This is a genomic window from Pseudomonas sp. CCI3.1 (assembly GCF_034313985.1).
Classification (GTDB): domain Bacteria; phylum Pseudomonadota; class Gammaproteobacteria; order Pseudomonadales; family Pseudomonadaceae; genus Aquipseudomonas; species Aquipseudomonas psychrophila.
The window spans coordinates 4873642-4893516 of the sequence record NZ_JAVIWO010000001.1 but is presented as its reverse complement, the minus strand read 5'-3'; the positions used below and the strand labels follow the sequence as shown (position 1 = coordinate 4893516).

Annotated in this window: 20 protein-coding genes; 10 read left to right on the top strand and 10 right to left on the bottom strand. The window is 56.7% G+C overall.

The window, feature by feature from the left end; translation table 11 throughout:
* Positions 1–30: 30 nt before the first annotated feature.
* The 4 genes from RGV06_RS22565 to sdhC are packed head-to-tail and all read right to left on the bottom strand — an operon-like array spanning position 31 to position 3274.
* Positions 31–735, bottom strand: a complete 705-nt coding sequence (locus tag RGV06_RS22565) for a succinate dehydrogenase iron-sulfur subunit (protein ID WP_019828559.1) — start codon at positions 733–735, stop codon at positions 31–33.
* A gap of 11 nt (positions 736–746) precedes the next feature.
* Positions 747–2522 carry a succinate dehydrogenase flavoprotein subunit gene (gene sdhA, locus RGV06_RS22560; RefSeq protein WP_019828561.1) on the bottom strand — a complete coding sequence of 592 codons (1776 nt, stop codon included), beginning with the start codon at positions 2520–2522 and terminating at the stop codon, positions 747–749.
* Positions 2523–2525: 3 nt separating this feature from the next.
* Positions 2526–2894 carry a succinate dehydrogenase, hydrophobic membrane anchor protein gene (sdhD, locus tag RGV06_RS22555; RefSeq protein WP_003446906.1) on the bottom strand — a complete coding sequence of 123 codons (369 nt, stop codon included), beginning with the start codon at positions 2892–2894 and terminating at the stop codon, positions 2526–2528.
* Complete coding sequence (gene sdhC / locus RGV06_RS22550; protein ID WP_019828563.1) at positions 2888–3274, bottom strand: succinate dehydrogenase, cytochrome b556 subunit; 387 nt, start codon at positions 3272–3274, stop codon at positions 2888–2890. Before sdhC ends, sdhD begins: the two co-directional genes overlap by 7 nt.
* Before the next feature lie 350 nt (positions 3275–3624).
* Here sdhC and gltA point away from each other — a divergent pair, with 350 nt between their 5' ends.
* Complete coding sequence (gltA, locus tag RGV06_RS22545; RefSeq protein WP_019828565.1) at positions 3625–4914, top strand: citrate synthase; 1290 nt, start codon at positions 3625–3627, stop codon at positions 4912–4914.
* 205 nt (positions 4915–5119) lie between these two features.
* On the opposite strand, the gene RGV06_RS22540 is transcribed toward gltA, so the two are convergent.
* From RGV06_RS22540 to RGV06_RS22530, 3 genes are all read right to left on the bottom strand, one after another.
* The gene (locus RGV06_RS22540) at positions 5120–6778 is read right to left on the bottom strand and encodes a cation acetate symporter (protein WP_019828566.1); all 1659 of its coding nucleotides are present in this window, start codon (positions 6776–6778) and stop codon (positions 5120–5122) included.
* The gene (locus RGV06_RS22535; protein ID WP_019828567.1) at positions 6775–7086 is read right to left on the bottom strand and encodes a DUF485 domain-containing protein; all 312 of its coding nucleotides are present in this window, start codon (positions 7084–7086) and stop codon (positions 6775–6777) included. Before RGV06_RS22535 ends, RGV06_RS22540 begins: the two co-directional genes overlap by 4 nt.
* A 223-nt stretch (positions 7087–7309) precedes the next feature.
* Positions 7310–8167 (bottom strand): glycine betaine ABC transporter substrate-binding protein, encoded by an 858-nt coding sequence (locus RGV06_RS22530; RefSeq protein ID WP_322151463.1) that lies wholly within the window; start codon positions 8165–8167, stop codon positions 7310–7312.
* A 290-nt stretch (positions 8168–8457) separates the two neighbouring features.
* On the opposite strand from RGV06_RS22530, the gene RGV06_RS22525 reads away from it, so the two are divergent.
* Positions 8458–10008: a beta-1,6-glucan synthase gene (locus tag RGV06_RS22525; protein WP_046809574.1), complete on the top strand. Its 1551-nt coding sequence runs from the start codon at positions 8458–8460 to the stop codon at positions 10006–10008.
* Positions 10009–10130: 122 nt separating this feature from the next.
* On the opposite strand, the gene RGV06_RS22520 is transcribed toward RGV06_RS22525, so the two are convergent.
* Positions 10131–10493: a hypothetical protein gene (locus RGV06_RS22520; RefSeq protein ID WP_046809573.1), complete on the bottom strand. Its 363-nt coding sequence runs from the start codon at positions 10491–10493 to the stop codon at positions 10131–10133.
* Positions 10494–10720: 227 nt separating this feature from the next.
* Between RGV06_RS22520 and RGV06_RS22515 the strand changes: the two genes are divergently transcribed.
* On the top strand, positions 10721–12019 hold the full coding sequence (locus RGV06_RS22515; RefSeq protein ID WP_019828571.1) for a lipoprotein: 1299 nt from the start codon (positions 10721–10723) through the stop codon (positions 12017–12019).
* Positions 12012–12800 carry a VacJ family lipoprotein gene (locus tag RGV06_RS22510; protein WP_019828572.1) on the top strand — a complete coding sequence of 263 codons (789 nt, stop codon included), beginning with the start codon at positions 12012–12014 and terminating at the stop codon, positions 12798–12800. The genes RGV06_RS22515 and RGV06_RS22510 overlap by 8 nt, the downstream gene beginning before the upstream one ends.
* Before the next feature lie 133 nt (positions 12801–12933).
* On the opposite strand, the gene RGV06_RS22505 is transcribed toward RGV06_RS22510, so the two are convergent.
* A complete protein-coding gene (locus RGV06_RS22505; protein ID WP_048350840.1) occupies positions 12934–14079 on the bottom strand; it encodes a patatin-like phospholipase family protein in 1146 nt (381 codons plus the stop codon).
* Between the two features lie 27 nt (positions 14080–14106).
* Positions 14107–15039 (bottom strand): lipid A biosynthesis lauroyl acyltransferase, encoded by a 933-nt coding sequence (locus RGV06_RS22500; RefSeq protein ID WP_019828574.1) that lies wholly within the window; start codon positions 15037–15039, stop codon positions 14107–14109.
* 119 nt (positions 15040–15158) lie between these two features.
* Between RGV06_RS22500 and minC the strand changes: the two genes are divergently transcribed.
* The 6 genes from minC to RGV06_RS22470 all read left to right on the top strand — a co-directional run bounded on the left by minC (position 15159) and on the right by RGV06_RS22470 (position 19792).
* Positions 15159–15896, top strand: coding sequence for a septum site-determining protein MinC (minC, locus tag RGV06_RS22495; protein ID WP_019828575.1), 738 nt, complete (start codon positions 15159–15161; stop codon positions 15894–15896).
* Between the two features lie 188 nt (positions 15897–16084).
* Positions 16085–16897: a septum site-determining protein MinD gene (minD, locus tag RGV06_RS22490; RefSeq protein WP_019828576.1), complete on the top strand. Its 813-nt coding sequence runs from the start codon at positions 16085–16087 to the stop codon at positions 16895–16897.
* Between the two features lie 3 nt (positions 16898–16900).
* Entirely contained in the window at positions 16901–17155 is a 255-nt protein-coding gene (gene minE, locus RGV06_RS22485) for a cell division topological specificity factor MinE (protein WP_019828577.1), read from the top strand.
* 90 nt (positions 17156–17245) lie between these two features.
* Complete coding sequence (locus RGV06_RS22480) at positions 17246–17881, top strand: RluA family pseudouridine synthase (RefSeq protein ID WP_016780153.1); 636 nt, start codon at positions 17246–17248, stop codon at positions 17879–17881.
* 230 nt (positions 17882–18111) lie between these two features.
* Entirely contained in the window at positions 18112–19401 is a 1290-nt protein-coding gene (locus RGV06_RS22475; protein ID WP_019828578.1) for a M18 family aminopeptidase, read from the top strand.
* A 208-nt stretch (positions 19402–19609) separates the two neighbouring features.
* The gene (locus tag RGV06_RS22470; protein ID WP_019828579.1) at positions 19610–19792 is read left to right on the top strand and encodes a hypothetical protein; all 183 of its coding nucleotides are present in this window, start codon (positions 19610–19612) and stop codon (positions 19790–19792) included.
* Positions 19793–19875 lie beyond the last annotated feature (83 nt).

Genomic DNA, 19875 nt, shown 5'->3' with positions numbered 1-19875 from the left:
GTTACAGCGGTCCTACGGTACAGCTTTGGATCACACGCCGCTTTGCAGCAGCATGCTACGCACGTGACCGATGGCCTTAGTCGGGTTCAAGCCCTTCGGACACACGTTTACGCAGTTCATGATCCCGCGGCAGCGGAATACGCTGAACGGGTCATCCAGTGAAGCCAGACGCTCGCTGGTCTTGGTGTCACGGCTGTCAGCCAGGAAACGATAGGCTTGCAACAGTGCAGCAGGGCCCAGGAACTTGTCCGGGTTCCACCAGAAGGACGGGCACGAGGTGGAGCAGCAAGCGCACAGGATGCACTCGTACAGACCGTCGAGCTTTTCACGTTCTTCAGGCGATTGCAGACGCTCAATGGCCGGAGCCGGAGTATCGTTCTGCAGGAACGGCTTAACTTTCTCGTATTGCTTGTAGAAGATGCTCATATCGACGACCAGGTCACGGATAACCGGCAAACCTGGCAATGGACGAACAATCAGCTTGTTGCCTTTAACGACAGCGGACAGCGGCGTTACACACGCCAAAGCATTTTTGCCGTTGATGTTCATGCCGTCGGAGCCACAAACGCCCTCACGGCAAGAGCGACGATAGGAGAAACCTTCGTCCTGCTCTTTAACCAGCGCCAGCACGTCCAGCACCATCAGGTCTTTACCGTTGGTATTGACCTCGAATTCCTGCATGAACGGAGCAGAGTCCTGATCAGGGTTGTAACGATAAACACTGACTTTCAACATATCGGCCACCCTTAGTAAGTCCGAATCATGGGTTCAAAGGTCGGGACGGTTTTTGGCGAGAAGTTTACAGCTCGCTTGGCAACGCGCTTTTCACCCGGGAAGTACAGGGTGTGGCACAGCCAGTTAACGTCGTCACGATCTTCGAAATCTTCACGGGCGTGGGCACCGCGCGATTCTTTACGAACTTCAGCAGCGATTGCAGTCGCTTCAGCCACTTCGAGCAGGTTTTGCAGCTCAAGGGCTTCGATACGAGCAGTGTTGAACGCCTGGCTCTTATCGTTGATTTTCACGTTGGCAATGCGCTTGCGCAGATCAGCCAGCTGGGCAATACCCTTCTGCATGTATTCGCCAGTACGGAATACACCGAAGTAGTTCTGCATGCAGCTTTGCAGCTCTTTACGCAGGGTAGCTACGTCTTCGCCATCATTACGCGAGTTCAGGCCATCCAGACGTGCCAGGGCAGCATCGATGTCGGACTGGCGAGGACGGGCGTAATCAACGCCTTCTTTCAGGGTTTGTTCAAGGAACAGGCCTGCAGCGCGACCGAATACCACCAGATCGAGCAACGAGTTGCCGCCCAGACGGTTGGCACCGTGTACCGATACGCAGGCCACTTCACCCACTGCGAACAAGCCCGGGATGATCTGGTCAACGCCGTCGGCGTCCTGAGTGATCGCCTGGCCATGAATGTTGGTGGCTACGCCGCCCATCATATAGTGGCAAGTAGGCACTACCGGAATCGGCGCTACGGCAGGGTCGACGTGAGCGAAAGTCTTGGACAGTTCCATGATGCCTGGCAGACGGCTGTGCAGAACTTCTTCACCCAAGTGATCGAGTTTCAGCATTACGTGGTCGCCATCAGGACCGCAACCGTTGCCCGCGATGATTTCTTTAACCATCGAGCGAGCGACTACGTCACGACCAGCAAGGTCTTTGGCGTTCGGAGCATAACGCTCCATGAAACGCTCGCCGTGCTTGTTGATCAGGTATCCACCTTCTCCACGGCAACCTTCTGTAACCAGTACACCGGCGCCGGCAATACCGGTTGGGTGGAACTGCCACATTTCGATGTCCTGTACCGGCACGCCAGCACGCAGCGCCATGCCAATACCGTCACCGGTGTTGATCAGGGCGTTGGTAGTCGAAGAGTAGATACGACCTGCACCGCCAGTCGCCAATACAGTAGCGTTAGCGCGAACGTACGAAGTTTCACCGGTTTCGATGCAGATAACGATCATGCCGACAAAGTCGCCAGCTTCGTTCTTAACCAGATCGACACCGTAGTATTCGTTCAGGAATACAGTGCCGGCCTTCAGGTTGGCTTGGTACAGGGTGTGCAACAGCGCGTGACCGGTACGGTCGGCTGCGGCGCACGTACGGGCAGCCTGGCCGCCTTTACCGAAGTCCTTGGACTGACCGCCGAACGGACGCTGGTAGATGCGGCCCTGTTCGGTACGGGAGAACGGCATACCCATGTGTTCAAGTTCGTATACGGCTTCTGGGCCTACGGAACACATGTATTCGATAGCGTCTTGGTCACCGATGTAGTCGGAACCCTTGACGGTATCGTACATGTGCCAGCGCCAGTCATCGTTCGGATCTGCAGAGGCGATCGCGCAGGTAATACCGCCCTGAGCCGATACGGTGTGCGAACGAGTCGGGAAAACCTTGGTGATTACGGCAGTCTTGTGACCACCTTGTGCCAGCTGCAGAGCAGCGCGCATGCCAGCACCGCCGCCGCCAATAATGATGGCGTCGAACGAAAGTGTATTAACTGTGTTAGCCATGAATCAGATACCCCAAAGAATCTGCACACCCCAGACGAAGTAAGCGAACATTGCAACGCCGCAGACTGCCTGGAAGAGGAAACGTACTGCTGTCGCGGACTTGCCCAGCGCCATTGGCGTCAGGTAGTCGGTCGCGATGGTCCACATGCCTACCCAGGCGTGTGCGCCCAGAGCAACAAGGGCCAGCAGGCTGAAGATACGCATCCAGTTGCTTGCGAACAGCTCATGCCATTGGGCGTAGCCAATGCCAGGGTTCGCAACGAGGTATCCGATCAGGAAAATGAAATAAGCCGCTAGAACAACCGCAGACACACGTTGTGCCATCCAGTCATAGAGGCCCGAACGCGACAGGTTCGTAACGCTGGTTACCATATCCAAACTCCCGCCAGAACAATCATCACCACGGAAATGACGATTACAATTTTCGAGCCCAGTCGGCCGCCTTCAAGCGTCTCACCGATGCCCATGTCCATAATCAAGTGGCGCACACCGGCAACCAGGTGATACAGCAAGGCAGAGAGCAGGCCCCACGCAACGAATTTGGCCAGAGGACTGGTCAAGCATGCCTTCACCTCGGCATAGCCTTCTTCCGAACCCAGGGATTTGCTCAATGCATAAAGCATGATGCCCAGGCCGAGAAAAAGAATAATGCCCGATACACGGTGCAGAAATGACGTAACGCCGGTGATGGGGAGTTTGATGGTCCTTAGGTCTAGGTTTACAGGTCGTTGGCTATTCACGGCTTTTTTCACACTGAAGAGCCCCTAACAATCAGGGCAAGTTTGTTGGGATGCGCACTGGTCAGGTACCCACCACCCGGGAGTGACGACCCCCATCTAAACAGGCCCAAAAGCCCCTGGCGGTCGGCTGCCGAGTATAGACAGTTAGGTCGCTAATGACAACGCAAAGACCTCCCCCTAATAGCGCATTGCGCTCTGGCTATAAAAGGCGTAAACGGCAGGGATATTCGCGAAAAATGACTCCCCAAAGCCTTGTACAGCAAGACTTTAGGCAAATTGACATTCAAATTTATCTCACTATAGTGGTGCGGGCCCTGCGTGGGGGGTCTGTCTGATGATTTCAAGCATAAATAGGAGGCCACATGGCTGACAAAAAAGCGCAGTTGATCATCGAGGGCGCAGCCCCCGTCGAGCTGCCCATTTTAACTGGCACCGTGGGTCCCGATGTAATCGATGTGCGAGGCCTAACGGCTACGGGCCGATTCACATTTGACCCTGGCTTCATGTCGACCGCATCTTGCGAGTCGAAGATCACCTATATTGATGGTGACAACGGTATCCTGCTCCACCGCGGCTACCCGATTGAACAGCTGGCTGAACACTCTGACTACCTTGAGACCGCTTACCTGCTGCTGAACGGCGAACTGCCGACCGCAGAGCAGAAGGCTCAATTTGTCAGCACCGTGAAGAACCACACAATGGTTCACGAGCAGTTGAAGACTTTCTTCAACGGCTTCCGTCGTGACGCCCACCCGATGGCGGTCATGTGCGGTGTAGTCGGCGCCCTCTCGGCCTTCTACCACGACTCCCTGGACATCAATAACCCGCAGCATCGCGAAATTTCCGCGATCCGTCTGGTTGCCAAGATGCCTACCCTGGCGGCGATGGTTTACAAGTACTCCATGGGTCAACCCATGATGTACCCGCGTAACGACCTGACCTACGCCGAAAACTTCCTGCACATGATGTTCAACACGCCGTGCGAGATCAAACCGATCAGCCCGGTACTGGCCAAGGCAATGGATAAGATCTTTATCCTGCACGCTGACCACGAACAGAATGCTTCGACCTCTACCGTGCGCCTGGCGGGCTCTTCGGGTGCCAACCCGTTCGCCTGTATTGCCGCCGGTATCGCCGCACTGTGGGGCCCTGCCCACGGCGGCGCAAACGAAGCGGTGCTGACCATGCTCGACGAAATTGGCGATGTTTCGAACATCGACACGTTCATCGCCAAGGCCAAGGACAAAAACGATCCGTTCAAACTGATGGGCTTTGGTCACCGGGTTTACAAAAACCGCGACCCACGCGCCACCGTGATGAAAAAGACCTGCGACGAAGTGCTTAAGGAACTGGGCATCCAGAACGATCCGCAACTCGAACTGGCCATGCGCCTGGAAGAGATCGCCCTGACCGACCCGTACTTCATCGAGCGCTCGCTGTACCCGAACGTCGACTTCTACTCGGGGATCATCCTCAAGGCAATCGGCATTCCAACCAGCATGTTCACCGTGATCTTCGCCCTGTCGCGTACAGTCGGCTGGATCTCGCACTGGAAAGAAATGCTCTCCAGCCCGTACAAGATTGGCCGTCCGCGCCAGCTGTACACCGGTTACGAGCAGCGTGACCTGACCAACCTGGAAGACCGCAAGTAAGGCATATCCCACGATATAGTCTTAGCTGCAAACAAAACGGCCTCTATATATAGAGGCCGTTTTTGTTTTGTACGCCTATTTTGTAGCAGCTATCGAAGGAATGAGGCAGCTGCTACGCATTTCACGCACTGTCGCTAGGGCGCACAAAAAAAATCCCCCTGCCTCACGGCAGGGGGATTAGGTTACACATTACGTTTACAGCGGATTAGTGATCTACCGCCCCACTCGCCCCCAAACCAGTCTGCGAACGCACAAACTGCGGGAAGAACAACGCACGCTCTTTCTCTGCTGCCTTGGACTTGTCAGTAATAGAGAAGAACCAGATACCCGCGAACGCAATGATCATGGAGAACAGTGCTGGGTACTCGTAAGGGAAGATTGCTTTTTCATGATGCAAGATCTGCACCCAGATGGTTGGGCCCAGGATCATCAAGCCAACCGCGCTGATCAGACCCATCCAGCCGCCAATCATGGCGCCTCGAGTGGTCAGATTCTTCCAGTACATGGAAAGCAGCAATACAGGGAAGTTGCAGCTCGCAGCTATGGAGAACGCCAGGCCCACCATGAATGCGATGTTCTGGCTTTCGAACAGGATACCCAAGCCAATCGCCAGTACCGCCAGGGCAATGGTCGTGATCTTGGAAACGCGAATCTCATCCTTGTCGTTGGCCTTGCCCTTCTTGATCACGCTTGCATAAAGGTCATGAGACACCGCCGAGGCACCGGCCAGGGTCAGACCTGCAACGACCGCCAGGATAGTGGCGAAGGCTACGGCCGAGATAAAGCCCAGGAACATACTGCCGCCAACCGCATCAGCCAGATGCACGGCCGCCATGTTGTTACCACCCAGCAAGGCGCCAGCAGCGTCTTTGAAGGCAGGGTTGGTACTTACCAGAATGATCGCGCCAAAACCGATGATGAACGTCAGGATGTAGAAGTAACCAATGAAGCCAGTTGCGTAGAACACGCTCTTGCGTGCTTCTTTCGCATCGCTCACGGTGAAGAAGCGCATCAAGATATGAGGCAGGCCGGCAGTACCAAACATCAGCGCCAGACCAAGAGAGAAGGCCGAAATCGGATCTTTCACCAGGCCGCCCGGGCTCATGATCGCTTCACCTTTAGGGTGAATTTTCACTGCTTCGGCAAACAACGCATTGAAGTCAAAGTTAACGTGCTTCATTACCATCACGGCCATGAACGTCGCACCCGACAACAACATCACCGCTTTGATGATCTGTACCCACGTGGTTGCCAGCATGCCGCCGAACAACACGTACATGCACATCAGAATACCTACCAGAATCACCGCAACGTGGTAGTCCAGGCCGAACAGCAGCTGGATCAGCTTGCCAGCACCTACCATCTGCGCGATGAGGTAGAACGCCACCACTACCAGCGAACCGCACGCCGACAGCGAGCGGATCTGGGTTTGACCCAAACGGTACGAGGCAACGTCAGCAAAGGTGTACTTGCCCAGGTTACGCAGACGTTCTGCGATCAGGAACAAGATGATAGGCCACCCCACCAGAAAGCCGATCGAATAGATCAGACCATCGTAGCCAGAGGTGTAAACCAGCGCGGAAATACCCAGGAAAGAGGCGGCAGACATATAGTCACCCGCAATCGCCAGGCCGTTCTGGAAGCCAGTGATTTTGCCGCCAGCGGCATAGTAGTCGGCAGCAGACTTGTTACGCTTTGAGGCCCAATATGTAATGCACAGGGTCGCACCAACAAACACGACGAACATGATGATCGCCGAGATATTGAGCGGTTGTTTCTGCACTTCGCCAGTCAGGGCCTCTGCCGCCAAGACCGCTGGTGCAAGGGCTGCAACGCCCAGTGTTGCCAATAGGCGCCCGATCATTGCCCAGCCTCCTTGAGAATTGCATTGTTCAACTCATCGAATTCGCCATTGGCCCGACGCACATAGATACCGGTCAGAACGAAGGCTGAAAGAATCAACCCCACACCAATCGGAATACCCCAGGTAATAGAAGAATCGGGACTCAACTTGGCCCCCATGATGTGTGACCCATAAGCAATCAACAGGATAAAGGCGGCATATAGACCGAGCATGATTGCCGAGAGAATCCAGGCGAACCGCTCTCTTTTTTTAACCAGCTCCTTGAAGCGCGGGCTGTTTTGAATCGAGAGGTAAATGCTGTCGTTCATTATTTTTGTCCTCGCAGCACAGATGAGATGTAACGTTTTCACTATTAGGGCGCCGCACATTCAATTCCAGACGACTTTAGTAGTAGAGCCCAAAATCTGCTGCAGCCCGCGTGTTACCTAGTCTGCAAGGACGGTGCACCTAAGCATCAAACTGTAAAAAAGCAAAAACCGCCTGATGAAAACATCAAGCGGTCTTGTGTGCTGCGAGCTAGACGCTTCGCGATTATTTAGCGGTCCACTCGGCAACACGCTCTGGGTGCTTGGCAACCCACTCTTTGGCCGCAGCTTCAGGCTTAGCCCCCTCTTGAATTGCCAACATTACTTCACCAATTTCATCTTTTGAGTTCCAGGAAAATTTTTCCAGAAACGCGACAACTTCCGGCGCTTTTTTACTCAACTCTTTGCTACCGATGCTATTGACGGTTTCTGCAGCGCCATACACGCCTTTAGGATCCTCTAGAAAACGCAGTTTCCACTTGGCAAACATCCAGTGCGGCACCCAACCCGTGACAGCAATGGGTTCTTTTTTGGCATACGCGCGACCCAACTCCGAAGTCATGGCAGCTCCGGAACTGGCTTGCAACTTGTAGCCGTTCAGATCGTAGTCCTTGATGGCCTCATCGGTTTTGAGCATCACACCCGACCCGGCATCAATGCCGATAATTTTATTTTTAAATTCGTCGCTACCCTTCAAGTCGGCAATGGACTGGGCTTTCACATAATCAGGGACGATGAGGCCAATTTTCGCGTCTTTAAAGTTCGGCCCGTAATCAACGACCTTGTCCTTATTCTTGGCCCAGTACTCGCCATGAGTGACCGGCAACCAGGCAGACAACATGGCGTCCAGCTTGCCCGTAGCAACGCCCTGCCACATGATCCCGGTGGCGACCGGCATCAATTTCACGTCATAACCCAGCTTCTGTTTAATGACCTGCGCCGCCACATGAGTGGTCGCCACGCTGTCGGACCAGCCATCCACATAACCAATATTCAGGGTCGGCTTGCTCTCGGCGCATGCCAACCCTGCACTCATCGCTAGCACCAAGGTTGCTCCCGCGCTCAAAAGGCGTCGCATCTTCATCTTTGATTCCCCACAGTGCCGGGCCCGACGAGTGCCGGACCACATCAACGTGCCTACAAGGCTTACACCCCATAGTCACCTGCACCCGATAATCAACCTCGACTGCTTGCCGTCCTGCTCTGACGACGACCCCCATACAACCAGCAGCGACATTGTGGCCACACCCAATTAGATACCCGCGAAGTTTGTCCAGATGGCTGCCTGAACTTTGCATGTCAAAATTATACGGAGGCGCTGGGCCCGCTCAATTGCAGGTAAGATGCGCGGCTTTGCTCCCATACGGCCTGACCATGTCTGCGACTGCCCGCTTCCCCGTGCTGCCTTATCTCCTTGCCTGCTTACTGGGCGTGTTTGCCATTGCTGGCTTCTGGTATGGCCTTGGCCAACCGGTGATATTGCCCGATGCCGCAACACCGACCCATAAACTGCAATGCGCGTCGTACACGCCGTTCGACAAGGACCAATCGCCGTTCGACCAGCCTTTCGTACCTCGTGCCGAACGCATGGACGCGGACCTGGCATTGCTGGCCACCCGCTTCCAGTGCATTCGAACCTATTCGCAGGCCGGCCTTGAAGGCCTGCCAGATCTTGCACGCAAGCACGGTCTTAAATTGATGATCGGAGCCTGGGTCAGCAGCGATCCGGTTGCCACCGCACAGGAAGTCGACGCCCTGATCGCCTCGGCCAATGCCAACCCGGACGTGGTCAGTTCGGTCATCGTCGGCAACGAAGCCTTGCTGCGCAAAGAAGTCACCGCACCGCAACTGGTCAAACTGATCAACACGGTAAAAAGCCAGATCAAGCAGCCCGTGACTTACGCCGACGTTTGGGAATTTTGGCTACAACACCCTGAAATCGCCCCGGCAGTGGACTTTCTGACCATTCACCTGCTGCCTTATTGGGAGGATGACCCAGCAGGCATTGATCAGGCGGTGAACCATGTCGCACAAATTCGCCAGGTGTTCGGTAACAAGTTTGCCCCCAAAGACATTCTGATCGGCGAGACCGGCTGGCCCAGCGAAGGCCGCCAACGCGAAACCGCCCTGCCTAGCCGGGTCAACGAAGCCAAATTCATTCGCGGTTTTGTCACCCAGGCCGAAGAAAACGGCTGGAAATACAACCTGATCGAAGCGTTCGATCAACCCTGGAAGCGCGGCAGCGAAGGTGCTGTTGGTGGTTACTGGGGCTTGTTTGATGCTGACCGCCAGGACAAAGGCATTCTGGCTGGCCCAGTGTCTAATCTGCCGCACTGGCCTGTCTGGCTGGGGTTGGGCGTACTGGTTTTCTTGAGCACGCTGGTGATGGGCGGGCGCGTTCGCGCGCCACGCTCAGCCTTGCTGCTGCCAGCACTCGGTGCCTTGGCGGGTTGCAGCATCGTGGCTTGGGCCGAGCTGGCCTCTGTCACCAGCCGCTACGCCGGAGAATGGGCCTGGGCTGGCCTGTTGGTTGGCCTGAACCTGATGGTAATGGCCCACGCCGCATTGGCCCTTGGCCAGAAAGAAGGCTGGCGCGAACGCCTGTTTAATTTGCTGGAGCGCCATGCTGGCTGGTGGTTGGCAGCGGCAGGGTTTGCCGGTGCTGTGATGATGCTGGGACTGGTGTTTGAGCCACGCTATCGCAGCTTCCCGAGTGCAGCACTGATACTGCCCGCACTGGTTTACCTGCTGCGCCCTGTACGCGGGCCACGCCGCGAATTCGGCCTGCTGGCACTGATCATCGGCGCGGGCATACCGCTGCAGTTGTACCGTGAAGGCCTGAACAACGAGCAAGCCTGGACATGGGCATTGGTGAGCGTACTGATGGTCATTGCGTTGTGGCGTAGCGTGCGACAAAAAGCGTAACGCCCCACCTTGTGGGAGCCGGGCTTGCCCGCGATTCTGGCGATGCGATCTGTCAGGCAGACCGCGCTGATGCCTTCGCGAGCAGGTTCGCTCTCACTTCACTGCTCCCACATTGCGGCTTCTTACTTCGCTGCACGCACCAGTCGCAACCCGGCGATCACCACGGCAAACACTGCCAGGCTGGCGTTGTAGAGCGCCAGCGCCGGAAAGCCGAATAACAAAGCCAGCACCGCCAGCGCATTGCCGACGCGCCCACGTACACAAAACGCGATAATCGACAGCACCAGCGCAACCCAACCCAGCACCCTGAAATGAATCAACAACCCCAGGTTTGAGCGCAGTTGGCACTCCCAGCGCACCGCCTCAGCAACACACGTCCCGACCCACTGCGGGTCTTCCATCAAGCCGTAACGCAACCCATAACTGGCTGCCAGCCATACAGGCAGGGCGATAAGCAGCAAGATTAACGGCAAACGAGGTCGCATAAATACTCCGATAGACAAAAGCGGCGCTCAGCTTAATCCCCATCCTTGGCTATGCAAGCCTTGCAATCAGATATCTGTTAACTAAAGTCATTCAGCGTGTATCTTGAGTGGCTTTTCGCCTTTTCGGGACTCTTTAGGGTTTTTTAGTGCCGCGGTATGGCACTTCAGCACAAGCCCTGTGGTCATAGCCTGCGAATCTTTTGCGCACCTTCTTAGGGATAGTCTTCATGCTACGTTCTCTGCCCCTCGCTGCCTTACTCGGCGGCCTTATTTTGAGTGCGTCCGCACAAGCGGTCGATGTCGATCCCGCAACTTATGGCTACCCGATCACGAATCCGTTTGAAGCCACGATTGCCACCACTCCGCCGCAAATGCGCCCGCTGCTGCCCGACGAAGAGGACATCAAACAATCGGATTACACCCTCAGCCTGCGCCCCGAGCGCGAATTCACGCTGCCCGCCAACTTTTGGGCCGTGAAAAAGCTGACCTACCGCATGGCCAAACAGGATCACCCGGCACCGCTGATGTTTCTGATTGCCGGCACGGGGGCGGCGTACGACAGCAGCCTCAACGAGTACCTGAAAAAACTCTTCTACCAAGAGGGTTATCACGTAGTGCAGCTGTCATCACCGACCAGCTACGACTTCATGAGTGCGGCTTCGCGCCTGGCCACACCTGGCATTAGCCAGTACGACGCCGAGGACCTGTATCACGTGATGCAAGCCGTACGCGCCCAGCAGGCCAACGTCCCGGTGACCGACTACTACCTGGCTGGTTACAGCCTGGGAGCGCTGGATGCAGCATTCGTCAGCCATCTGGATGAAACCCGCAAGAGCTTCAACTTCAAGAAAGTGTTGATGCTCAATCCCCCGGTCAACCTCTTCACCTCCATCAGCAACCTCGACAAGCTGGTGCAAACAGAGGTTAAGGGCATCAACAACAACACGACGTTCTACGAACTGGTACTGGGCAAGCTGACCCGCTACTTTCAGGACAAAGGCCACGTAGACCTCAATGCAGCCCTGGTCTACGACCTGCAAAATTCCAAGGAGCGCCTGACCAACGAGCAGATGGCGATGCTGATCGGCACCGTATTCCGCTTCTCGTCGGCAGACATCGTATTCACCTCGGACCTGATCAATCGCCGCGGCCTGATTACACCGCCCAATTACCCGATTACCGAAGGCACCAGCCTTACGCCGTTCCTCAAGCGCTCGTTGCAGTGTGATTTCGACTGCTACCTGACTGAGCAGGTGATTCCGATGTGGCGCGCCAAAACCGATGGCGGCAGCCTCCTGCAACTGATTGACCAAGTCAGTCTGTACGCGCTCAAGGATTATCTGAAAGACAGCCCTAAAATTGCCGTCATGCATAACGCCGACGACATTATCCTGGGGCCTGGCGATCTTGGGTTCCTGCGTAAAACCTTCGGTAACCGCCTGACGGTTTACCCGTATGGTGGCCACTGCGGCAATCTCAACTACCGTGTCAACGCTGACGATATGCTGGAGTTCTTCCGTGGCTAAACAATTATTGCTTCTTGCCGCCCTGCTCGGCGCAGGCTTCGCCCAAGCAGATAACAGCAAGGCTCACACGGAGCTCACGCCAGATGTCGACGGCTTCACCCAGCCGTTGAAACTGCTGAACTTCAATCCGGGCCTGGACCAGCGCGAGTTTGAACGCGCTACCATGAACGCATTGAGCATCTATGACCCCCTGGAGCCGCTCAACCGCCGGATTTACCACTTCAACTACCGCTTTGATCAGTGGGTATTCCTGCCTGTGGTCAATGGCTATCGTTACGTCACCCCGAGCTTTCTGCGTACTGGCGTGAGTAACTTTTTCAGCAACCTGGGCGATGTGCCAAACCTGTTCAACAGCCTGCTGCAGCTCAAGGGTCACCGCTCGCTGGAGACCACAGGGCGCTTGCTGTTGAACACCACGCTGGGCGTAGGCGGCCTGTGGGACCCGGCAACAGCCATGGGCCTGCCCCGTCAGAGCGAAGACTTTGGTCAGACCCTGGGCTTTTATGGTGTACCGGGCGGCGCCTATCTGATGCTGCCGATCTTAGGGCCGTCGAACCTGCGTGACACCACCGGCCTTGCCGTCGATTTTGGCGTCAATCAGCAGATCAACTTCCTGAATGTGCCTCACGAAAGTACCCGCCATCCGGAAATCTGGGTACTGGGCGCCATCGATAAGCGCTACAACACCAGCTTCCGCTATGGCCAGTTCGACTCGCCGTTTGAGTACGACAAGCTGCGCTACATCTACACCGAAGCGCGTAAATTGCAGATTGCAGAGTAGCCCTGTATGCAAACCCCGTAGTCGCTGCCGCAGGCTGCGAAGAGTTGCGTAGCAACCCGTTCTCCTGAATGTTGCGTGAAAGGCCCTTGCGGGCTTTATCGCAGCCTTCGGCAGCGGCTATAGATCCGACCGCTTAAACCCGCAAAAACTCTCCCAATGCATCACGCTTGGCCATGGCGTCACGACGTCCAAGCTCGATCAGCTCCCGGCAATAGCCAGCCTCGAACAGCAAATAACTCAGTACCCCTGCGCCACTGGTTTTGGTCGCACCGGGCCCTCTCAGGAACATGCGTAACGCTGCGGGCAGTTCATGTCGATGGCGGGCTGCAATTTCGTCTATGGGCTGGCTCGGCGCGATCACCAACACCTCTACGGGTGACAGGCCAAGGTTGTCGGTTTGTCTGGGCAGCAAGCGGCTGAAGTGGTTCAGGCGCTCCAGCAGTTCGATATCGCTCTCCAGACTGTCGATAAACGTGCTGTTGAGCATATGACCGCCGATTTGCGCCAAGGTCGGCTGTTGAGCGTTGTAGTAACGCAGCTGACCCTCTTGCGTGTCCGGCCCTCGCGGATTGCCGCTTACCCCCACCACAAGCACCCGGTTGGCGCCCAAGTGCAGCGCCGGGCTGATGGGGGCTGATTGGCGCACGGCACCGTCGCCAAAGTACTCTTCGCCAATCTTGATCGGGGCAAACAGCAGCGGAATCGCCGAACTGGCTAACAAATGCTCTACCGTCAACGCCGTGGGCGTACCGATGCGCCGATGCCGCAGCCAGCCCTCGATCGTGCCCTTGCCTTGATAAAAGGTCACCGCCTGGCTGGACGAATAACCGAACGCGGTGACCGCAACTGCCCGCAGGTGCTGCTCGGCAATCGCCTGTTCAATGCCGGGAAAGTTGATTTTGTCCTGGAGCAGATCGCGCAGGGGCGAACTGTTGAGCAGTGCCACCGGGACATGAGAGCCCAGCCCGAGCAGGCTGTGCCCCACGAATCGACTGGCTTGACGCAATACCCCCGGCCAGTCGCTACGCAATACCCGGTGGCTTTCAAAGCCCTGCCAGAAGGCGGTCAGGTGCTCGACCGCACGGGTGAAGTCCATCGCACCGCTGGCCAGGCTCACCGCGTTGATCGCCCCCGCAGAGGTGCCGACGATCACGGGGAACGGGTTCGGCGCACCCGCAGGCAGCAACTCGGCAATCGCTGCCAGCACCCCCACCTGATAGGCCGCCCGCGCTCCACCGCCAGACAGGATCAGGCCCGTGACCGGCTCGACTGTCGTCACTGCGGGCAGGCCGTACAGCGAATGACCTCAGCCGCGCTTGTCGTACAGCTTGGGCTCGCCCGGTGGACGGGTCTTGAAGCGGCGATGGGCCCACAGGTATTGCTCGGGGCACTCACGCACCGCCCGCTCGACCCATTGATTGATTCGCAGGCAATCAGCCTCATCGCTGTCTCCGGGGAAATCCTTCAGGGGAGGATGAATGACCAACTTGTACCCACTGCCATCAGCCAGTCGTTGTTGAGTAAAGGGTACAACCTGAGCTTTGCCCAGTTTGGCAAATTTGCTGGTTGCGGTAACCGTGGCCGCCTCAATGCCGAACAACGGCACAAAGATACTTTGCTTGGCGCCGTAGTCCTGATCGGGTGCATACCAGATGGCCCGGCCGGAGCGCAGCAACTTGAGCATGCCGCGCACGTCATCGCGCTCAACCGCCAGGGAATCGACGTTGTGCCGCTCACGCCCACGACGCTGAATGAAGTCGAACAACGGGTTTTTATGCTCGCGATACATGCCATCAATGGTGTGCTGCTGACCCAGCAGGGCGGCGCCAATCTCCAGGGTGGTGAAGTGGAAGGCCATCAGGATGACGCCCTTGCCCTCCATCTGAGCCTGTTTGAGATGCTCCAGCCCTTCGACATGGGCCAGTTTCGCCAGTCGAGGCTTGGACCACCACCAACTCATGGCCATCTCGAAAAACGCGATACCGGTAGAGGCAAAGTTGTCCTTGAGCAACTGTTTGCGCTCGGCGGCGGTTTTTTCGGGGAAACACAGCTCCAGGTTGCGCGACGCAATGCGTCGGCGATCACCGGCCACCCGGTACATCAACGCACCCAGCCCACGGCCGATACACAGTTGTACTTTATAAGGCAGTTGAACAACCAACCACAGCACGCCCAGCCCCAGCCATAGCAGCCAGAAGCGCGGATGAAAAAAAGCAGCACGAAAACGCGGGCGATCCATTAATGATTCCGGACAGACACAAGGGTCGGGCATTCTACATCGTTCGACCCGGCTTGCGGCTTGCGGGCGTTCTCGTTATAAGTCTCAGCACTTTAAGTGACAAGTCGCGTTAAGCAACCATGAGCCAAACCGAATCGCAAGACCAAGCCCCTGTGTTCCAGTTAAAGGGCAGTATGCTCGCCATTACGGTGCTGGAACTGGCGCACAACGACCTTGAGGCCCTTGACCGTCAACTGGCGGCCAAAGTGGCCCAGGCGCCTAATTTTTTCAGTAACACCCCGCTCGTCCTGGCGCTGGACAAATTGCCCGCCGGCGAAGGGGCTATCGATTTGCCGGGGCTGATGCGCGTGTGCCGTCAGCATGGCCTGCGTACCCTGGCAGTTCGCGCCAACCGTATTGAAGACATCGCAGCGGCCATCGCCATTGACCTGCCCGTCCTTCCGCCTTCAGGGGCTCGTGAACGACCGATTGACCCCGTCGAAGTCGTCGCGCCGAAAAAACCTGAAAAACCGCCTGAGCCGACCATCAAACCAACCAAAATCATCACCAGCCCCGTACGCGGTGGTCAAACAGTGTATGCCGAGGGTTGTGACCTGGTGGTTATAGCCTCTGTAAGCCCGGGCGCGGAACTTATGGCCGATGGCAACATCCATGTTTACGGGCCAATGCGTGGCCGAGCGCTTGCCGGCCATAAAGGCAACACCAAGGCGCGGATTTTCTGTCAGCAACTGAGCGCCGAACTGGTGTCGATTGCAGGCAAGTACAAGGTATCTGAAGACCTGCGAAGAGATCCGCTGTGGGGAACAGGCGTTCAGATCAGTCTGTCAAGTGACATGTTGAACATCACCCGTCTTTAACGGATACTCTCGCCATTTTCCAAGCATCTCAAATTCGTAGAGAAAACAGATTTCACCTTGTAGGCAACCAACACCCAAACAGCGTTTACGCTCTCGGATGATGACCCGCCAAGGCTGTTTGCCTGCAGTCGTTTATAGAGATGTTATTCAGGGGCTAAAAAGTCCTTTTTCCTTAGGGGTGAAACACCTTGGCCAAGATTCTAGTGGTTACATCCGGCAAGGGTGGTGTGGGTAAGACCACCACCAGCGCCGCTATCGGTACCGGCCTCGCTCTGCGCGGCCACAAAACAGTGATCGTCGACTTCGACGTTGGCTTGCGTAACCTCGACCTGATCATGGGTTGCGAGCGCCGCGTGGTGTATGACTTCGTCAACGTGGTCAACGGCGAAGCCAACCTGCAGCAGGCACTGATCAAAGACAAGCGCCTGGAAAACCTCTACGTGCTGGCCGCCAGCCAGACCCGTGACAAGGATGCGCTGACCAAGGAAGGCGTCGAAAAAGTTCTGATGGAACTTAAGGAAACCTTCGAATACGTGGTCTGCGATTCACCGGCTGGCATCGAAACCGGTGCTCACCTGGCCATGTACTTCGCAGACGAAGCGATTGTAGTGACCAACCCGGAAGTATCCTCGGTACGTGACTCCGACCGCATGCTGGGCCTGCTGGCCAGCAAATCGCGCCGCGCCGAACTGAACCAGGACCCTATCAAGGAACACCTGCTTCTGACCCGCTACAACCCGGATCGTGTTTCCAAGGGCGAAATGCTCGGCGTTGAAGACGTCAAGGAAATTCTGGCCGTTGCCCTGCTGGGCGTGATTCCTGAATCCCAAGCGGTATTGAAGGCGTCCAACCAGGGCGTACCCGTGATCCTTGATGATCAGAGCGACGCCGGTCAGGCCTACAGCGATGCGGTTGATCGCCTGCTGGGCAAAACCGTGGAGCACCGATTCCTGGATGTACAGAAGAAGGGATTCTTCGAGCGCCTGTTTGGAGGCAACTAGACAATGAACATTTTTGACTTCTTTCGTACCCGCAAAACGCCATCCACCGCGTCGGTCGCGAAAGAGCGTCTACAGATCATCGTGGCGCACGAGCGTGGCCAACGCAGCACCCCGGACTATCTGCCAGCCCTGCAAAAAGAGCTGGTCGAGGTGATCCGCAAATACGTCAACATCGGGGATGATCAAGTACAGATCGCCCTGGAGAACGAGGGTAGCTGCTCGATTCTGGAACTCAACATCACACTGCCTGATCGTTAATCGATCCGGCTGACACCGCGGCGACTTGGGCGCCTTCCCTGCCGGGAAGGTTCCCTCGTCGCCGTTGGTGTTTGTTAAGAGGCTGTTTTAATGCCGTTGTCCAATATTCACATCATCCACGAGGACGCTGGCGTCCTGGTGGTCAACAAACCCACCCTGTTGCTGTCGGTGCCCGGCCGGGCCGATGACAACAAGGACTGCCTCATCACCCGCCTGCAAGAAAACGGCTACCCCGAAGCGCGCATCGTCCACCGTCTGGACTGGGAAACTTCCGGGATCATTCTGCTGGCCCGTGATGCTGACACTCACCGCGAACTGTCCCGTCAATTTCACGACCGTGAAACCGAAAAGGCCTATACCGCGCTGGCCTGGGGTCAACCCGAGCTCGACAGTGGCAGCATCGACTTGCCCCTGCGTTACGACCCGCCGACCAAGCCCCGGCACGTGGTCGACCACGAGTTTGGCAAAAACGCATTGACCTTCTGGAAGGTGCTGGAGCGTTGCGGCGATTACTGCCGCGTTGAACTGACCCCGATCACCGGCCGGTCGCATCAGTTACGCGTCCATATGCTGTCTATCGGCCACCCGTTGCTCGGTGATGGTCTGTATGCCCACCCGCAGGCTCTGGCCGCCTGGCCACGTTTGTGCTTGCACGCCAGCATGCTGAGCTTCACTCACCCGCAAACGGGCGAACGCCTGCGCTTTGAGTGCCCGGCACCGTTTTAAGCACTGCGCCGCTTTCGTAGCAGCTGCCGAAGGAACGAGGCTGCGTTCGGTGGCGCAGCCGTCGTAAATTCAGGTTTCGCGTCATATCAGGTAAACCGCGCACTCAGGTTTTGCGATTGCTTTGCAATCGAACGCAGCCTCGTTCCTTCGGCAGCTGCTACAGATATTGCACCGCAACAAATCCTGCGATCAATGCGCTAAACTCGCGGCCTTGCTGTCTGGAGTAACTTATGCGCGAAGAGTTGAACCAAGGCCTGATCGACTTTCTGAAGGCCTCCCCTACCCCCTTTCATGCCACTGCCAGTCTTGTTCAGCGCCTGGAGGCTGCCGGTTACCAGCGCCTCGACGAACGCGAAACATGGTTCACCGAAGCCAACGGCCGCTATTACGTCACCCGTAATGATTCCTCTATCGTTGCGTTCAAGCTGGGTCGTCACTCGCCGCTCCAGGGCGGTATCCGCATGGTCGGCGCTCATACAGACAGCCCGTGCCTGCGCGTCAAGCCTCAGCCTGAACTGCAACGTCAGGGCTTTTGGCAACTGGGCGTAGAAGTCTACGGCGGTGCCCTGCTCGCGCCATGGTTTGACCGAGACTTGTCTCTGGCCGGACGCGTGACCTTCCGCCGCGATGGCCAGGTCGAAAGCCAGCTGATCGATTTCAAGGCACCGATTGCGACCATTCCCAATCTGGCGATCCACCTCAATCGCACCGCCAACGAAGGCTGGGCGATTAATCCGCAAACCGAGCTGCCGCCGATTCTGGCCCAGGTCGCAGGCGACGAGCGTGTGGATTTTCGTGCGTTGCTCGCCGACCAACTGGCCCGCGAGCACGGCCTCAATGCCGACGTGGTGCTCGATTACGAGCTGAGTTTCTACGACACCCAAAGTGCTGCGGTCATTGGCCTTAACGGTGACTTCATCGCCGGCGCTCGCCTCGACAACCTGCTGTCGTGCTACGCCGGCCTGCAAGCCCTGCTCACCACCGAGACCGAAGAAACCTGCCTGTTTGTGGCCAACGACCACGAAGAAGTCGGCTCCTGTTCAGCCTGCGGCGCCGATGGCCCGATGCTGGAGCAGATCCTGCAGCGCGTGCTGCCTGAAGGCGACGAGTACGTACGTACGATCCAGAAGTCGTTGTTGGTATCGGCTGACAACGCCCATGGCGTTCATCCCAACTACGCCGACAAGCACGATGCTAACCATGGTCCCAAGCTCAATGCCGGACCGGTGATCAAGGTCAACAGCAATCAACGTTACGCCACCAACAGCGAAACGGCCGGGTTCTTCCGCCACTTGTGCATGGCCGTAGAAGTCCCGGTGCAAAGCTTTGTAGTGCGCAGCGACATGGGCTGCGGCTCAACCATTGGCCCGATCACCGCCAGCCATCTGGGTGTTCGTACCGTGGATATCGGCCTGCCGACGTTCGCCATGCACTCGATCCGCGAACTGGCCGGCAGCCATGACCTCGCGCATCTGGTCAAAGTACTCAGCGCGTTTTACGCCAGTAACCAGTTGCCGTAGACACAACCCCCCTCCTGTGGGAGCGAGCCTGCTCGCGATTGGAGCACCGCAGTTTGACTGCAAGCCCCCGTCGCCTGCATCGCGAGCAGCCTCGTTACCACTGTCGTACAAGCCATCTGCTCGGGCTGATTCATTTTTGATACACATCACCACACATCTGCGCAAACCGACCTAGACTTGGGGCATTGTTTTCTACAGGTCCATAACCATGTTCGAGATGTCTGCGTTCCACTCCATGATGATTCCCATTGTCTGCGGCATGTTGCTGCTGACCATTGGCTTCAACTTTCGCGAACGCAGTAGTGGCGTCGGCGTGCTGATGATCTGGTGCGGCATGCTGCTGATTTTCGGCACTATCGTTTTCAAGATTCTCGCCAAGCTGAACGAATAGGCACCCTGTTTCCCGCGCCCTGAATTCACGATCATTTATTTATAGGTGACAAGAAATGAATGATCGCGGGCCCTAGCGTACAC

What these genes read in the sequence shown, in the direction of transcription:
- minC (WP_019828575.1), top strand. Translation starts at nt 15,159, where the DNA reads ATGAGCCAAACCGAATCGCAAGACCAAGCCCCTGTGTTCCAGTTAAAG.
- RGV06_RS22480 (WP_016780153.1), top strand. Translation starts at nt 17,246, where the DNA reads ATGCCGTTGTCCAATATTCACATCATCCACGAGGACGCTGGCGTCCTG.
- sdhA (WP_019828561.1), bottom strand. Translation starts at nt 2,522, where the DNA reads ATGGCTAACACAGTTAATACACTTTCGTTCGACGCCATCATTATTGGC.
- RGV06_RS22530 (WP_322151463.1), bottom strand. Translation starts at nt 8,167, where the DNA reads ATGAAGATGCGACGCCTTTTGAGCGCGGGAGCAACCTTGGTGCTAGCG.
- RGV06_RS22515 (WP_019828571.1), top strand. Translation starts at nt 10,721, where the DNA reads ATGCTACGTTCTCTGCCCCTCGCTGCCTTACTCGGCGGCCTTATTTTG.
- RGV06_RS22470 (WP_019828579.1), top strand. Translation starts at nt 19,610, where the DNA reads ATGTTCGAGATGTCTGCGTTCCACTCCATGATGATTCCCATTGTCTGC.
- RGV06_RS22565 (WP_019828559.1), bottom strand. Translation starts at nt 735, where the DNA reads ATGTTGAAAGTCAGTGTTTATCGTTACAACCCTGATCAGGACTCTGCT.
- sdhD (WP_003446906.1), bottom strand. Translation starts at nt 2,894, where the DNA reads ATGGTAACCAGCGTTACGAACCTGTCGCGTTCGGGCCTCTATGACTGG.
- RGV06_RS22535 (WP_019828567.1), bottom strand. Translation starts at nt 7,086, where the DNA reads ATGAACGACAGCATTTACCTCTCGATTCAAAACAGCCCGCGCTTCAAG.
- RGV06_RS22540 (WP_019828566.1), bottom strand. Translation starts at nt 6,778, where the DNA reads ATGATCGGGCGCCTATTGGCAACACTGGGCGTTGCAGCCCTTGCACCA.
- RGV06_RS22525 (WP_046809574.1), top strand. Translation starts at nt 8,458, where the DNA reads ATGTCTGCGACTGCCCGCTTCCCCGTGCTGCCTTATCTCCTTGCCTGC.
- RGV06_RS22500 (WP_019828574.1), bottom strand. Translation starts at nt 15,039, where the DNA reads ATGGATCGCCCGCGTTTTCGTGCTGCTTTTTTTCATCCGCGCTTCTGG.
- gltA (WP_019828565.1), top strand. Translation starts at nt 3,625, where the DNA reads ATGGCTGACAAAAAAGCGCAGTTGATCATCGAGGGCGCAGCCCCCGTC.
- minE (WP_019828577.1), top strand. Translation starts at nt 16,901, where the DNA reads ATGAACATTTTTGACTTCTTTCGTACCCGCAAAACGCCATCCACCGCG.
- RGV06_RS22520 (WP_046809573.1), bottom strand. Translation starts at nt 10,493, where the DNA reads ATGCGACCTCGTTTGCCGTTAATCTTGCTGCTTATCGCCCTGCCTGTA.
- RGV06_RS22475 (WP_019828578.1), top strand. Translation starts at nt 18,112, where the DNA reads ATGCGCGAAGAGTTGAACCAAGGCCTGATCGACTTTCTGAAGGCCTCC.